This window comes from Pontibacter litorisediminis (genome assembly GCF_029360645.1).
Lineage (GTDB): Bacteria > Bacteroidota > Bacteroidia > Cytophagales > Hymenobacteraceae > Pontibacter > Pontibacter litorisediminis.
This window is the reverse complement of the sequence record NZ_JARDUA010000003.1, coordinates 35,838-50,948: the sequence shown is the minus strand read 5'-3', so window position 1 is coordinate 50,948 and position 15,111 is coordinate 35,838. Positions and strand designations below refer to the sequence as shown.

Here is a 15,111-nt window from a genome sequence, read left to right as displayed (position 1 = left end):
CAGTTCAAACGCCCCTGCCCTATGACACGAAAACCAACCAAGTGGCTGCTAAAGAGGCTTAGTAACGCATTTTATGTGTTGCTACGGTTCTTTAACTACTATCCATACTACCAGTTCCTTCATAACCGTTACCCAAGAACAGAGCTTGCGCCAGATTATATCATAGAGTTCTCCAAGTCCGAGAAGGAATTCCTTAAAACCTGTTCAGCCTCCTATAACTACTTAGTACCAGATTTCTCAATGGGACACAGGCAAAGCCCCTTGCAGCTTTTTGAAATCAAAGATGTTAAGTACCTGAGTCGTACTGGCGCCATCATAAAGAATGGCAAACCCATAGTTGAGTCAGGTATGAGCATAGACCGGCTAACCGGCACCAAAACATATAGAGACTTCTCTATTCTAATCCCTAAAACATATAAAGAAGGAGTTTATACTACAATACAACATGGTCACTTAGCCGATCATAATATCTCTCACTGGTTTCTAGAGTGCCTTCCTAGGCTTTACATATTAACACAGCTTGTTAATGAACAAGTTACAATCTTGATGCGTAAAGATGCTCCGTTGTACCAAATCTATACTTTAGAGTCACTAATAAGGGCATACCCGAACATCAAGATAAAGTACGTTAGTAAATACTTGAATATCAGCATAGCTTCTTTTCGCTTACCTTCTTTTGTTAATAATTCATACAGCGGATATCTTCCAGGCGAGATAAGCTCATGGCTCCGAAAGAACCTATGGGATAGCTACAAAATAACTTATAACAGCTTTAAATCTCGTGTCTATGTCAGTCGTGGTAAAGCGAAAACGCGCCGAATTATAAACGAAGTAGAGCTAATTACACTATTAAAGAAGCATGGCTTTAAAACAATTTATGCTGAGGAATTAGATTACGGGCAGCAAATCCAGTTATTTTATGATGCGGAGGCGGTTGTATCACCTCATGGAGCAGGCCTGACGAACATCCTGTTTTCCGAAAGTTGTAAAATCTTAGAGCTGCACCCTGCGCACATCATCAAACCACATTACATGCTGCTGGCTAAGGGGCTTGGCTTTGACTACACCCCCATCATAGGATCAAACGGCGACCAGCACGAGGACTTTGTGGTGCCTGTGGAGGCAGTGGAAAAGTGGCTGCAGTCTAAATTCGTTAACAGTTAAAGATGAACATAGCCTTAATCGGAGCAGGAAACGTAGGCTGGCACCTGGCGCAGGCGCTGCAGGCAGCCGGACATACGATTACGACTGTCAATAGCCGCTCTGCCGCCCAACGCGAGGAACTGGCTCAGCTACTGCCGCAGGCGCAGCCCATCGCCACTCTTGACCTGCTAAGTATAGCCGCTGATGTGGTTTTAGTGGCGGTACCTGATGCCGCTCTTGCCGCGGTGGCCGGGGCACTGCAGGTAAAGCCGGGCACTGTGGTGGCGCATACATCGGGCTCGCAGCCGCTAAGCGTACTTGCGCCCGTGCAAGGTGCGCGAACAGGCGTTTTTTACCCGCTGCAGACTTTCTCCAAGACCAAAGCCGTAGACCTTAGGCAGGTGCCCATTCTGTTGGAGGCCACGGATGAAGAGACGCTACAGTTGCTGCAAAGGCTCGCGCAAAGTATAAGTAATACTGTAGAGGCCGTGACGTCTGGAGCAAGAAAGCAACTGCACCTGGCGGCCGTATTTGCGTGCAACTTTACCAACCACCTCCTGGGCATCAGCCGCCAACTGCTGCAGGAGGCCAATTTACCCCACCATCTGCTGCAACCCCTTATCCAGGAAACGATTGCCAAGGCCATGCAGCACAACCCGTATACCGTGCAAACCGGCCCCGCCATCCGCCACGACCAAAACGTGATAGAAGAGCACCTGCACCTGCTGCAGCAGCACCCCCACCTGCAGGAGATTTACCGGCTGCTCACGCAAAGCATACAAGCCATTGCGGTTAAGCCCTAACCATTTGCCCCTTGTACCTGTTACACTAAGCCAATGCATAAGCCGGAACGTATACTTTGATTCGGCATGCTAGCTTTGTAACTTTGTACTTTAGCATAAAGACACAGAACATGAAAGTTGTAAATATAACCTTTAAGTTTGCCGACGGCTCCCCGGATGAAACACACCCGGCTGTTGAAGGTGAATCGGTGCTGGACGTGGCCCTGAACAACAACATAAAGCTGCAGCACAACTGCGGCGGCGTGTGCGGCTGCAGCACCTGCCACGTCTATGTTGAGGCCGGCATGGACGACCTTCCGGAGATTTCGGACAAGGAGGAGGATTACATTGACCGTGCCATTGACCCGCGCATTAACTCCCGCCTGGGCTGCCAATGCGTGGTGCAGGGCAATGAGGACGTCGTGGTAACCATCCCGGAGCAGGACTTCCTGGGCCATTAATCAATTATCATTTCACAAGTAACATTATCAGCCACTGATAACTGACAAAGTATGAGCTACGAGCCACCAATACACTGGAACGATTACGAAGACATTGCCATGGCGCTTTATGAGAAGTTCGGCGATGACTTCACAGAGTCTAAGATTTACCGCATCCGCTTCACCGACCTGCTGGAGTGGGTGTTGTCGCTGCCCAATTTTGAAGGCACCCGCGAACAAGCCAACGAAGGCCACCTGGAGCAGATCCAGGCTGCCTGGGTTTATGAGTGGCGCGACAACCAAGACTAAATCTTAGCCGCTCCTGAAAGCATAAAATCAGAATTTTCTATATTTTTAAAGGCTCTTTCCCCGGAAGGAGCCTTTCATTTTTTATCCACCATATACTGTTTCTTCACAGCCTATACTATGTCTATCACCCAAACAGATCTTACCCGTATCAACACCTTCATCTTTGATGTGGATGGTGTGCTTACCGATGGCCTGCTTTACTGCTTTGCCGACGGGGAGCAGGTGCGTGCCTTCAACATCAAAGACGGCTTTGCTATCAAGCACGCCATCAGCCAGGGGTTTAGGGTGGCCATCATCTCCGGCAAAAACGAGCCGGGTGTGCGCCGCCGCCTGGAGCAACTGGGCATAGAGGATATCTTTCTGGGGATAGACGATAAAGTAGAGGCGCTGGAAGACTACCTGTACATGCAAGGGATAAACCCTGCCACCGTGGCCTACATGGGCGACGACATGCCTGACTTTGAGGTGATGCAGCGCTGCGGCCTGCGTGCCTGCCCTGCTGACGCCGCCGATGATATTCGTGCCTTATCTACCTTTGTTTCCACTAAAAAAGGCGGCAAGGGCGCCGTACGGGAGTTGATAGAAACCATCATGAAGGCACAAGACACTTGGTGATTCAGAAGCGTTATACTTTTCTGCAAATAAATTGAAGATTTTATTTAATACATTATTGCATATATAGAAAATAATTTTTAGTTTACCATCAGTTTAATTACCATCAACAGTTCAATTTTTATGAAGACAGGAAAAGTAAAGTTCTTTATTGAGTCAAAAGGTTTCGGCTTTATCACTGAGGACGAGACAAATGAGGATTTCTTTGTACATGTGACTGGCTTGAACGGTCTGCAGATCCAGCAGAACGACCGTGTTGAGTTTGACACAGTAGAAGGCAAAAAAGGAATCAATGCTGTAAACGTGAAGAAGTACTAGTTCAAACATACTTTACACGCACAGGAAAAGCCCCTACTGCAGGGGCTTTTTTTATTGTCCGCTAACTCTCCCGTAGGTATTTTTACAGAAACTAACTAACCCTCCACCCTTTACCGACGTGAAGTATATCCTGACGCTGATTCGTGCCCGCAACCTGGTGATGATTGTGCTTAGCCAGGTACTGGTGCAGGCTTGCCTGCTGGCGCCGGGGGTGGAGTGGCAACGGCTGCAGGAGAGTTTTTTCTGGCTACTGGTGCTCTCCACCGTCTGCATTGCCGCTGCCGGCTACATCATCAACGATTATTATGATGTAAAAATCGATGCCATCAACAAACCGGAGCGGTTGCTGGTGGGGCGGCGCATTCGCAGGCGCAGGGCTATGTTCGCCCACCTTATCCTGTCAGGCGTGGGTGTGCTCCTGGGCCTGCTGCTTTCCATACCTGTGGCACTCATCAACCTGGGGGCGGTGTTGCTGCTGTGGGGTTACTCGGCCAGGCTCAAAAAGATGCTGCTCGTCGGCAATGTGGTGATTGCGCTGCTGTCGGCATCCATGTTACTGGTGGTGGCGGTGTATGCCGATGAGTTAAACCGCATCACGCTAGGCTATGCTTTTTTTGCCTTCCTCATCTCGCTTATCCGGGAGATTATCAAAGACATAGAGGACATGAAGGGCGACGCCTCCTTTGACTGCCGCACCTTACCCATTGTGGTCGGCATGCGCGGCGCCAAGCTGGTACTGTACCCGCTCCTGGCCATATTTCAGGCTTTTGTAGTCATAGTTATACTTCATCCTGCCTCAGGGCTTGTATTTGATTTCTATATGGGGGCACTGGTGCTGGCGCCAAGTATATGGCTGGTGGTGAAACTTGCGCGCGCCGACCGCAAGCGCGACTTTGCCTCCCTCAGTAACCTGAACAAGCTCATCATGCTCACCGGCATCCTCTCCATGCTGTTGCTATAAAGCAAAAAAGCCCGAGGCGGCAACCTCAGGCTTTTTAAGTAACCAATAAGTAAAGAGTCTACTTTACGATCAGGCGGCTGGAGGCAACGTCATTCTCTGCCATTACCTTTACGAAATAGGTTCCACGGGCATAATTCTGCGTGTTTATCTCCACCGTGCCGTTTGCGTTGCGGAACTCCATCACCTTGCGGCCCAGCATGTCTACCACGGCCACGTTGGCATTGCGTATGTTGCCCAGGCTTAGCTTCACAGCGCCCTGCGAAACAGTTGGGTAAACTGCCACACGCGTGTCCCCGATCATGTCATCGATGCCGGCCACCGTGCCTACTGTAATCGTCTCGGTTACAGAAACGAGCGGGTTGCCGTCTTCGCGGCGCAGGATCAGGTCATAAACATAGATACCAGGCTGGGAAAAGTTGATCTTGAAGTACTCCTTATAAGAGGCGGGCAGCTCCTCTCCTCCCTCAGCGCCAACAGTGGCCACGCCGTTATCGAAGTTCACCTCTACATAATTTGCCTCCTCTTCGGTAGCTGCTTGGCGGTTAGTGTTGTATAAAAGCGTAAAGCTCTCGCTCTGAGTCGGTTTGTGCAGCTTTATCTCCAAATTCACTTTGTCTCCCTGGCGGTCAAAGCCTTTTATATGAGCCTGCCACGGAATATCTTGGTTAACGGCAAGCGATGAATAGGTGTCAAGGGTTCCGTCAACAGTAGGTTCCTGAGTTTGTGCTATGCTAACGCCTGTTGCCAGGACAAAGGCCAAAACAGTAGCAACAACATGTAGAGCTTTTTTCATTTGCGATAAAACTTTAAAATTTTGATATGAGGTATGATAATATGCGTGTAAGCAGTAATTATTAGCATACATACGGCAGCCGGTTGCTTTTGCTCCATTTTTTTGATACTTTTTTTACTATATATCCTTTATGCTTTTTGTCCGTTTATTGCCTTATCAAGGTAACTGAGTAAATTTGACATCTTTAGGAGTGGGTACAATAACTAAAATGGACAAAGCACAAGCGCTGCTGGAAGGTTATGGTTTACGCAAAACGGGATGCCGGCTAGAGGTTCTACACCAGTTCCTGGAGCACGACTTTGCACTCTCACACGCTGACCTGGAGAAGGTGCTTGGGCATACCTATGACCGCGTGACCATTTACCGCACCCTGTACTCTTTTGAGGAAAAGGGGCTGATACATAGTATAAACGATGTGAGCGGTGCGGTAAAATTTGCCATCTGTAAAGACGATACCTGTTCGCAGGACAAGCACCAGGAGAACCACATTCACTTCAACTGCAACACATGTGGGCAGACCTTCTGCCTGAACGAGGTAGGCATTCCGCGCCTGACGCTGCCTAACGGCTACACCGCCGACCGCCTGCACTTTTCGGCAGAGGGCGTGTGTAAAGGCTGCAGCCAGGACAGCAGCATTTAGGCGTTGCGCAACACCTGTACAAAGTCTATAACCCCACCCCATGAAGCACCAGCCAAACACCGCCGCAACGTTCCGTAAACTGCTTGCCTCACCGCTTAAGTTTCGGCTGTTCCTGCTCTCCAAGCTGCCCATGGCATACCTGGCCGGCCTCCGCATCGCTGCTCTTACCCCGGATCAGGCTGCTGTTACCATCCCCTACAAGTACGTCAACAAAAACCCCTTCAACTCCATTTATTTCGCCTGCCTGAGCATGGCCGCCGAGCTGTCTACCGGGGTGCTCTGCATGATGCATGTGTACAACTCCAGGCCAGCCGTGTCGATGCTGGTGGTGCACATGGAGGCAAACTTCACCAAAAAAGCAGTAGGTAAGATTACGTTTACCTGCCACGATGGGCACCAGTTCCAGCAGGCCGCCGAACAAACAAAAGCCACTGGCGAGGGTGTGACGGTAGTCGCTACAAGTATAGGCGTAGACGAGGCAGGGGATCAGGTAGCCGCTTTTCGCTTTACCTGGTCTTTGAAGGCAAAGCTGCAAGTATAGGCACAGCGACAGCTAAACCCGCGGCTGCTATTCGCTTTTGGCTGGCTATACTCGTAACTTGCGCCCAAACCATAGCACTAGCCATGAAATTCAGAGCCATATGCACCGATATCGACGGCACCTTGCTGAACAGCGAGCGCCAGTTATCGCAGCGTACTATCGATACCTTCCGCAGTCTGGATAAAGACGTACCCATGATATTGGCTTCCTCGCGTATGCCGAGCGCCATGCGCCACCTGCAAGAGGAGCTGGGCATCCTGCACCACCCGCTCATATGCTTTAATGGGGGCTATGTTCTTTATTTTGAGGACGGAAAAACTGAGCCGCTGCAGCTGGACTCGGTACAGATACAACCCGCCCTTTGCCAGATAATCCATGATTTTACCGCAAATACGGCTATACACGTGAGCCTGTACGAGCAGGACAACTGGTATGCCCCCACCCTCGACTACTGGGCACAGCGGGAGCAGCGCATCACGAAAGTATCGCCTCAGGTAGCGGAGCTGGCACCGATACTGCAGAGGTGGCAGCAAGCTGAAACAGGCGCGCACAAAGTGATGTGCATGGGCCCTGCCGATGAGATTGATGCGCTGCAGCAGGAGCTGCACAGCAACTATGCAGACCAGGTGCATGCCTACCACTCAAAGGACACGTACCTGGAGATTGCCCCGCGCGCTATCTCTAAGGCTACTGCGTTGGAGCTGCTGCTGAAGGCACGGTTCGGTATTGGCATGCAGGAGGTAATGGCCTTCGGCGACAACTACAACGACATCCATATGCTGCAGGAAGTAGGCCTGGGCATTGCCGTGGCCAACGCCCGCGAAGAAGTCAAAGCCGTGGCTAACGAGGTTACCCTGAAAAGCACAGAGGATGGCGTGGCCGTGGCCATAGAGAAGCACTGGACATAAAGTATAAAACAGATGAAAGAATACAAGAAATACTACATCATACCTGCAGAGCCCGAGGAAGTATACGTGGCCCTGACCAACCCTTACACGTTGCAGCTTTGGACAGGCGAACCTGCGGAGATGTCTACCGAGCCGGGGTCGGAGTTCTCACTGTGGGAAGGCAGCATAACGGGCAAAAACCTTGAGTTTGAAGAAGGCAAGAAGCTGGTGCAACAGTGGTATTTCGGCGAGCAGGAGGAGCCATCTATCGTGACCATCAAACTGCACCCGCACAAGTATGGCACCTCCGCTGAGCTGCGCCACACCAACATTCCTGACGAAGCCTACGAAGACATCACCGAAGGCTGGGACGATGCCTACTTCGCCGCTCTGATTGATTTTTACGAGGGGGAGTAAGCAGGTTTATACGTCAGAAGGTTCAAAACAGGAGAGGGAGCTAGTACAGGGCCCAACCACCCCTAACCCCTCAGAGCTACGCTCGCTACCTTCGAATTCATGTTCTCGGTAGTCCAAGGAGGGGAGCTATACTTGCCCCATAGCAAAGGCCGTGGCTATTGAACTAGAACCCAGTCTTTGGGTTGAGCGCCTTCTAGATTTCCGGTGCCGAACGCCAGTGAGGCATTGCGACGTTAGGAGCAAAGGAAATGTAGAAGGCGCGATGCCCGAGGACGAGCCCTCTCGGGCTTGAGAGCAGAAAGCAGGAGATGCAACGATAGGTAAGTGAGTCTGGAGGATGAACAGCAGCTAGAAAGGATAGTTTGCCTCAAGCTGAAGAAAGCAGTAGCAATAGGGAGAGCACGAGCTTCAAGCTCGCGCTAGCGGATAGCTTGGTTCCAACTGCAGAAAGCAGCGGCTAAGAAGAGGCACAAGCAGACGCTTGCCGCAGAAACAAAGTATAAACCATGATTTTATACTTATCCATTTACATCTCCCGCCAAACCCGCTATATTTGCAGCTTCAACGCAATCCCATATTTTGGAACCTAAGGACAAGAAAAACATAGTCATTTTCGCTTCGGGGTCGGGGAGCAATGCGCAGCGCCTGCTGGAGCATTTCGAGCACCACCCTGCCATACGTGTGGCCGCCCTGTTCTCTAACAACCCGAAAGCGTATGCCCTACAACGAGCCGAGACCTTCCGCGTCCCGGCTTTTTTGTTTACCCGCGATGCGTTTTATAACACCGATCAGGTGTTGGAGCAGGTGCAGGAGTTTAAGCCCGACCTGATCGTGCTGGCCGGCTTCCTGTGGCTGGTGCCGCAGAACCTGCTGCGCGCCTTCCCTAACCGCATCATCAACATACACCCTGCCCTGCTGCCCAAGTATGGCGGCAAAGGCATGCATGGCAGCCATGTGCATGCGGCCGTTATCCAGGCGCAGGAGCCGGAATCAGGCATTACGATACACTACATAAACGAAGAGTATGATAAAGGCGAGTTTATACTTCAGGAGCGCTGCCCGGTACAACCCACCGATACGCCCGAAGAACTGGCCGCCCGTGTACTCCAGCTGGAGCACAAGCACCTGCCCGAAGTGGTAGAGAGGCTGCTGCTAGAACAGAATTAACGATAGAAATCAACCATCAACCCAATACCTTCATGCCCATGCAACCCGTTAAAATTAAATCCGCGCTGATATCAGTGTACTATAAAGACCGCCTGGAGCCGCTGGTGGAGCTGTTGAAGCAACACGGCGTCACTATTTACTCCACTGGAGGCACGCAAACATTTCTGGAGGAGCAAGGCGCTCAGGTAGTCGCCGTGGAAGACCTGACCGACTACCCCTCTATCTTCGGGGGGCGCGTAAAGACCCTGCACCCCAAGGTGTTCGGGGGCATCCTGCACCGCCGCGACAACCAGAGCGACCTGTCGGAGCGCGAGAAGTATGAAATCCCGCCCATCGACCTGGTGGTGGTGGACCTCTACCCATTTGAGGAAACTGTTGCTTCCGGCGCGTCAGAAGCAGACGTGATCGAGAAGATCGACATCGGCGGTATCTCCCTGATCCGTGCGGCGGCCAAGAACTTCAAGGACGTGCTGATCGTGTCTTCGCGTGAGCAGTACGATGAGGTGGTGGAGCTGCTGCGGGAGAAAAACGGTTCTACAGAATTAGAAGACCGCAAGCGCTTTGCCGCCAAGGCCTTCAACGTGTCGTCGCACTACGATACCCATATCTTCAACTACATGAATGCCGGTGAGGAGATTCAGGCGTTTAAGCAGAGCGTGCAGCACAGCATGCCGCTGCGCTACGGCGAAAACCCGCACCAGAAAGGCACTTTCTACGGCAAGCTGGAGGACCTGTTTGAGCAGCTGAACGGCAAGCAGCTTTCTTACAATAACTTGGTGGACGTGGACGCTGCCGTGGCCCTGGCCGCTGAGTTCGAGGAGCCGGTAGTGGCTATCCTGAAGCATACGAACGCCTGCGGTTGCGCCACCGGCGACACCATGAAGGAGGCCTACCTGAATGCCCTGTCTTCTGACCCGGTGTCTGCTTTTGGCGGCGTAATCATCGCCAATCGTACCATCGACATGGCCGTGGCCGAGGAACTGAACAAGCTGTTCTTCGAGGTGCTGATCGCGCCGGAGTTCGATACAGACGCGCTGGAGCTGCTGAAGACGAAGAAAAACCGCATCCTGCTGAAGCAGAAGCCGGTGGAGCTACCTACCAAGCTGTTCAAGACTCTACTGAACGGGGTGATTGAGCAGGACAAGGATTTAGCCACTGAGACAGAGGCAGACTTTAAAACCGCCACCAAACGCCAGCCAACCGCCGAGGAGAAAAAGGCGCTGGTGTTTGCGGCTAAAGTATGCAAGCACACCAAGTCCAACACCATTGTGCTGGCTACGGATAAAATGATGTTCTCGAGCGGCGTAGGCCAGACTTCCCGCGTGGATGCCCTGCGCCAGGCCATCGAGAAAGCTAACAGCTTCGGGTTCGACGTGAGCAAGACTGTGATGGCCTCTGATGCCTTCTTCCCGTTCCCAGACTGCGTGGAGATCGCCGACAAGGCAGGCATCAAGGCAGTGGTACAGCCAGGAGGCTCCATCAAAGACCAAGATTCCATCGATTACTGCGACGCCCACAACATGGCCATGGTGATGACAGGCGTGCGCCACTTTAAGCATTAATCGCTTAAGCTTAATATTACTTTTCATAAAAATCCCCGGTTTCCTGAGAGGCCGGGGATTTTTATGTTTTCTAAGTAAAGCTCAATTTTAGCGCATCAGCCGCGTTAGCTAAGCAATCCGTTGTGTTTGGAGCAGATTTCCGGAACAAATAAATGTTTATTCGGCTAACAGAAGACAACTTGCATTATTAATTCCACTGAATTTCACTAATTTTGCCGCAAGTTTTTGACTAGAAATATTGTATATTGAAAATATAACAGGCAACGTCATGCCTTTCATACTTCACCATGGGACTATTTAACTTCTTAACCAGCGATATAGCCATTGACTTGGGTACCGCCAATACCCTGATCATTCATAACGACAAAATTGTAGTAGACGAGCCTTCTATCATCGCCGTGGACCGCACGACGGGCCGCGTGCTAGCCATTGGCCGCAATGCCATGCAGATGCACGAGAAGACGCACGAGAACATCAAAACCATCCGTCCGCTAAAGGATGGGGTGATCGCCGACTTCCACGCTGCCGAGGAGATGATTCGCGGCATGATCAAGATGATCGACACGGGCCGCCGCTTGTTTCAGCCCTCGCACCGCATGGTTATCTGCATCCCATCGGGCATCACCGAGGTAGAGAAACGTGCCGTGCGCGACTCGGCACAGCACGCTGGCGCCAAAGAAGTATGGATGATACAGGAGCCTATGGCCGCGGCCATAGGTATCGGCATTGACGTGGAGCAGCCGATCGGCTCTATGATCGTGGATATCGGGGGTGGCACGACGGAGATTGCCGTGGTGGCCCTTTCCGGCATCGTGTGCGACCAGTCTATCCGCATCGCCGGTGACGTGTTCACGAAAGACATTCTGGATTACATGCGCCGCCAGCACAACCTGCTGATTGGCGAGCGCTCTGCCGAGAAGATCAAGATTGAGGTAGGTGCCGCGCTCACAGAGCTGGAAAACCCACCGGCAGACTACGAGATCCGTGGCCGCGACCTGATGACGGGTATCCCGAAGGTGATCAAGGTAACGTACCAGGAGATCGCCATTGCGCTGGACAAGTCGGTGTCTAAAATTGAGGAGGCGGTACTGAAGGCGCTGGAAATCGCGCCGCCGGAGCTCTCAGCCGATATCTACGACAACGGTATCCACCTGACGGGCGGTGGCGCCCTGCTGCGGGGCTTCGACAAGCGCCTGGCTGCCAAGACAAAGCTCCCGATCCACATCGCCGAGGACCCATTGAGAGCGGTAGTGCGTGGCACGGGTGCCGCCATCAAAAACATAGATGGGTTCAAGAATGTCCTGCTAACCTAACAGGGCCGCATGCGGAATCTATTTGCATTTATTTACCGGTTCCGTGCGTTCCTCGTGTTCCTGCTGCTGGAGGCGCTGTGCGTGTTCCTGATCGTGCGCTACAACACGTACCAGGGTGCGGCTTTTTTTAACTCGGCAAACAGGTATGTGGGGCAGGTACTGGAGTTTCAGAGTGGCGTTACCGACTACTTCCGCCTAACGGGCATCAACCAGACGCTGGCCAGCGAGAACGCGACCCTGCGCCAGGAGTTGATGCAGTACCGTTTGGCCGCCTTGAAAGACAGCACCGCCACGCTGGACACCACTTACTTTGCCGCTACCGACAGCAGCCTGGCATACCCATACCAGCTGCAGGCCGGCCGCGTCATCAACAACTCGGTGCGCCGCATGAACAATTACCTGACCATAGCGAAAGGCACCGCAGACGGGGTGCAGCCAGGCATGGGGGTGGTGTCACCGGATGGCGTAGTGGGCCGCGTTAAAACCGTGTCAGAGCATTACGCTACGGTTACCTCGCTGCTGCACTCGCAGATGCTGATCTCGGCCAAGCTCAAGAAGGATAACACCTTTGGGACCATCAAGTGGCAGGGAGGCGATTACCGTACCGCCCTGCTCGACTATATCCCGCTGCACGTGAAGCCCGAGGAGGGCGATACGGTGGTAACGAGCGGCTTCAACACCGTTTTCCCGGAGGGCATCATGGTGGGCACCATCAGTTCGATCGAGCAGGAGCCGGACAAGAGCTTTTATACGATTGGCGTCCAGCTGAGCGTGGATTTTGCGCAGCTCTCTTACGTGTACGTAGTCAAGAACACCTACAAGCAAGAACGCGACAGCTTGGAACAAAACACAGGCATCATACCAGATGAACAATAGCTTTGGCTTGAACCATATCGCCCAGTTTTTTTTGTTTGTGGCGCTGCAGGTGCTGCTCATGGATAACCTGGTGCTCTACAGCATGGGCTTCTGCTTTATTTACGTTGCCTTTCTGCTATACTTACCCTTGACTATCAACAGGGTATGGTTGCTCTTCCTCGGATTTATAGTTGGTTTCACGGTGGATGTCTTCTACGACACCATGGGCATACATGCCGCTGCCAGTGTGCTGCTGGCTTTTTTGAGGCCGCACGTTTTGAACCTTCTCACACCACGCGATGGTTACGACAGCAGCGATACGATAAATATCCATGTGATGGGCACAAGCTGGTTTCTGACCTATGCCTTCACGCTGATCCTGTTTCACCATACGGCGGTGTTCTTCCTGGAGACCATTAATTTCCAGACGGCACTGTACACGTTGGCGAAGACGCTGCTCAGCACACTCTTTACGGGTATCGTTGTGGTTATCTTACAACTTCTGTTCTTCTCACCTAAGCGAGAGCGAATAGATTACCGATGAATTACTTAGAAAACAGAAAATACGTCATTCAGGGTATCTTCCTGCTGGTGGGGATCATGTTCGCCATCAGGCTTTTCTATATTCAGGTGGTAGACAGCAGCTACAAGCAGGCTGCCGAGACCAACGCCATCAAGCCCATCGTCCAGTACCCTTTCCGGGGCCTGATCTACGACCGCAACGGCAAACTGCTGGTGCAGAACACGCCAGTCTATGACCTGATGGTGGTGCCGAAGGACGTGAAGAACCTAGATACCCTGCGCCTGGCCGAGTTGGTAAAGCTGCCACTGGAGGACGTGCGCGAGCGCCTGAAGAAGGCCCGCTCCTTCTCCTACGTGCAGCCTTCCCCCTTCTACCAAAAACTCAGCACACAGGAGTTCGCCTATATCCAGAACAACCTCATAGACTTTCCGGGCTTCTACATTAACGCCCGCACGGCCCGTGGCTACCCGCACCAGAGCCTGGCGCACGCCCTCGGCTACATTGCCGAGATTAGCCCGCGACAGCTGGAGGACAGCACCTACCGCGGCTACCGCCCCGGCGACTACATTGGCAAGGCCGGCATAGAGCTGGAGTACGAGAAGTACCTGATGGGCCAGCGCGGCGTGAAGTATAAAATGGTGAACGTGCGCGGCGTGGAGAAAGGCTCCTTCCGCGACGGTGCCTTCGATACCCTGGCTGTGGCTGGGGAGAATTTGGTAAGCACCATCGACCTGGACCTGCAGGCTTACGGGGAGTACCTGATGAATGGCGCCAAGGGAAGTATCGTGGCCATTGAGCCTGCCACTGGCGAGGTGCTGGCCTATGTATCGGCCCCGTTCTACGACCCCAACCTGTTTACCGGCAAAGACTACGGCAAGAACTATATGGAGCTGCTGCAGGACTCGAACAAGACCATGTTCAACCGCCCCATCATGGCCGACCAGAACCCACCGGGTTCTATCTTTAAGCTTACCCAGGCCTTAATTGCCCTGGAGGAGGGAGTCATTACCCCGAATACCACGTTTGCGTGCAACAAGGCGTTGGTGAACTGCCACGCCCACCCTTCTCCGCTTAACTTGTATGGTGCGGTACAGCACTCCTGCAACCCTTGGTTTTACCAGGCCTACAAGGCCCTCATCAACCAGGGCAAGTCTAAAAACACCTTTACAGACACTGCGATCGGTCTGAAGGAGTGGCGGGAACAGGTACTCACCTTTGGCTTCGGCCAGCAGCTGGGCATCGACATACCCGGCGAGAAAAAAGGCATTGTTGCCTCAACCGACCTCTACGACCGCGTGTACGGCAAGAACCGCTGGAAGTACTCCACCATTTACTCCCTCAGTATAGGCCAGGGAGAGCTGGGCGTAACGCCGCTGCAGATGGCTAATTTCATGGCTGTTATTGCCAACAGAGGGTTTTACGTTACACCACACATCATCCGCTCGGTGGGCGACAACGGCAAGCCGCTGAGGGAGTACCAGGAGAAACATCATTCTTCGGTGAGCCCGCAGCACTTCGAGCCGATCATAGCAGGCATGGCGGAGGTGGTGCGTGCCGGTACAGGGCGCCGCGCCAACTTACAAAAGGTAGGCATAGAGGTGTGCGGCAAAACCGGTACAGCCCAGAACCCACAGGGCGCAGACCACGCGGTGTTCGTGGCCTTCGCCCCCAAGGACAACCCTAAAATTGCTATTGCAGTTTACGTGGAGCACGGCAAATGGGGAGGCCAGTCGGCTGCTCCAATTGCCGGCCTGATGATTGAGAAGTACCTGACGGACACGGTGACGATTAAAGAGCAGGAGAAATGGGTGCTGAGCCGTGAGTACCTGAACATTAGATCGAAGTAAG

18 protein-coding genes are annotated in these 15,111 nt (G+C 52.6%); 17 read left to right on the top strand and 1 reads right to left on the bottom strand.

The window, feature by feature from the left end; all coding sequences use genetic code 11:
- Positions 1 to 21: 21 nt before the first annotated feature.
- The 7 genes from PXG97_RS10045 to PXG97_RS10015 all read left to right on the top strand — a co-directional run bounded on the left by PXG97_RS10045 (position 22) and on the right by PXG97_RS10015 (position 4,565).
- The gene (locus PXG97_RS10045; protein WP_276497629.1) at positions 22 to 1,164 is read left to right on the top strand and encodes a glycosyltransferase family 61 protein; all 1,143 of its coding nucleotides are present in this window, start codon (positions 22 to 24) and stop codon (positions 1,162 to 1,164) included.
- Positions 1,165 to 1,166: 2 nt separating this feature from the next.
- On the top strand, positions 1,167 to 1,946 hold the full coding sequence (locus tag PXG97_RS10040) for a Rossmann-like and DUF2520 domain-containing protein (RefSeq protein WP_276497628.1): 780 nt from the start codon (positions 1,167 to 1,169) through the stop codon (positions 1,944 to 1,946).
- 110 nt (positions 1,947 to 2,056) lie between these two features.
- Positions 2,057 to 2,386, top strand: a complete 330-nt coding sequence (locus PXG97_RS10035) for a 2Fe-2S iron-sulfur cluster-binding protein (RefSeq protein ID WP_276497627.1) — start codon at positions 2,057 to 2,059, stop codon at positions 2,384 to 2,386.
- Between the two features lie 51 nt (positions 2,387 to 2,437).
- The gene (iscX, locus tag PXG97_RS10030; protein ID WP_276497626.1) at positions 2,438 to 2,674 is read left to right on the top strand and encodes a Fe-S cluster assembly protein IscX; all 237 of its coding nucleotides are present in this window, start codon (positions 2,438 to 2,440) and stop codon (positions 2,672 to 2,674) included.
- A gap of 117 nt (positions 2,675 to 2,791) precedes the next feature.
- Positions 2,792 to 3,289 carry a KdsC family phosphatase gene (locus PXG97_RS10025; RefSeq protein ID WP_276497625.1) on the top strand — a complete coding sequence of 166 codons (498 nt, stop codon included), beginning with the start codon at positions 2,792 to 2,794 and terminating at the stop codon, positions 3,287 to 3,289.
- Between the two features lie 120 nt (positions 3,290 to 3,409).
- Complete coding sequence (locus PXG97_RS10020; RefSeq protein WP_276497624.1) at positions 3,410 to 3,604, top strand: cold-shock protein; 195 nt, start codon at positions 3,410 to 3,412, stop codon at positions 3,602 to 3,604.
- 118 nt (positions 3,605 to 3,722) lie between these two features.
- Positions 3,723 to 4,565 (top strand): geranylgeranylglycerol-phosphate geranylgeranyltransferase, encoded by an 843-nt coding sequence (locus tag PXG97_RS10015; RefSeq protein ID WP_276497623.1) that lies wholly within the window; start codon positions 3,723 to 3,725, stop codon positions 4,563 to 4,565.
- Positions 4,566 to 4,623: 58 nt separating this feature from the next.
- Here the strand turns inward: PXG97_RS10015 and PXG97_RS10010 are convergent, their stop codons facing one another.
- Positions 4,624 to 5,358, bottom strand: coding sequence for a T9SS type A sorting domain-containing protein (locus PXG97_RS10010; protein WP_276497622.1), 735 nt, complete (start codon positions 5,356 to 5,358; stop codon positions 4,624 to 4,626).
- 208 nt (positions 5,359 to 5,566) lie between these two features.
- On the opposite strand from PXG97_RS10010, the gene PXG97_RS10005 reads away from it, so the two are divergent.
- The 10 genes from PXG97_RS10005 (at position 5,567) to mrdA (ending at position 15,110) form a co-directional block, all read left to right on the top strand.
- Positions 5,567 to 5,998 carry a Fur family transcriptional regulator gene (locus PXG97_RS10005; protein ID WP_276497621.1) on the top strand — a complete coding sequence of 144 codons (432 nt, stop codon included), beginning with the start codon at positions 5,567 to 5,569 and terminating at the stop codon, positions 5,996 to 5,998.
- A 40-nt stretch (positions 5,999 to 6,038) separates the two neighbouring features.
- Entirely contained in the window at positions 6,039 to 6,539 is a 501-nt protein-coding gene (locus PXG97_RS10000) for a PaaI family thioesterase (RefSeq protein ID WP_276497620.1), read from the top strand.
- Positions 6,540 to 6,622: 83 nt separating this feature from the next.
- Entirely contained in the window at positions 6,623 to 7,447 is an 825-nt protein-coding gene (locus PXG97_RS09995; RefSeq protein ID WP_276497619.1) for a Cof-type HAD-IIB family hydrolase, read from the top strand.
- A gap of 12 nt (positions 7,448 to 7,459) precedes the next feature.
- Positions 7,460 to 7,843: an SRPBCC domain-containing protein gene (locus PXG97_RS09990; protein ID WP_276497618.1), complete on the top strand. Its 384-nt coding sequence runs from the start codon at positions 7,460 to 7,462 to the stop codon at positions 7,841 to 7,843.
- A gap of 579 nt (positions 7,844 to 8,422) precedes the next feature.
- Positions 8,423 to 9,010: a phosphoribosylglycinamide formyltransferase gene (purN, locus tag PXG97_RS09985; RefSeq protein ID WP_276497617.1), complete on the top strand. Its 588-nt coding sequence runs from the start codon at positions 8,423 to 8,425 to the stop codon at positions 9,008 to 9,010.
- 38 nt (positions 9,011 to 9,048) lie between these two features.
- Positions 9,049 to 10,572, top strand: a complete 1,524-nt coding sequence (gene purH / locus PXG97_RS09980) for a bifunctional phosphoribosylaminoimidazolecarboxamide formyltransferase/IMP cyclohydrolase (protein WP_276497616.1) — start codon at positions 9,049 to 9,051, stop codon at positions 10,570 to 10,572.
- Positions 10,573 to 10,859: 287 nt separating this feature from the next.
- The gene (locus tag PXG97_RS09975; RefSeq protein ID WP_266050418.1) at positions 10,860 to 11,885 is read left to right on the top strand and encodes a rod shape-determining protein; all 1,026 of its coding nucleotides are present in this window, start codon (positions 10,860 to 10,862) and stop codon (positions 11,883 to 11,885) included.
- Positions 11,886 to 11,894: 9 nt separating this feature from the next.
- On the top strand, positions 11,895 to 12,761 hold the full coding sequence (gene mreC / locus PXG97_RS09970; RefSeq protein WP_276497615.1) for a rod shape-determining protein MreC: 867 nt from the start codon (positions 11,895 to 11,897) through the stop codon (positions 12,759 to 12,761).
- Positions 12,751 to 13,284 (top strand): hypothetical protein, encoded by a 534-nt coding sequence (locus PXG97_RS09965; protein ID WP_276497614.1) that lies wholly within the window; start codon positions 12,751 to 12,753, stop codon positions 13,282 to 13,284. The genes mreC and PXG97_RS09965 overlap by 11 nt, the downstream gene beginning before the upstream one ends.
- The gene (mrdA, locus tag PXG97_RS09960) at positions 13,281 to 15,110 is read left to right on the top strand and encodes a penicillin-binding protein 2 (protein WP_276497613.1); all 1,830 of its coding nucleotides are present in this window, start codon (positions 13,281 to 13,283) and stop codon (positions 15,108 to 15,110) included. Before PXG97_RS09965 ends, mrdA begins: the two co-directional genes overlap by 4 nt.
- Position 15,111: the final 1 nt, after the last annotated feature.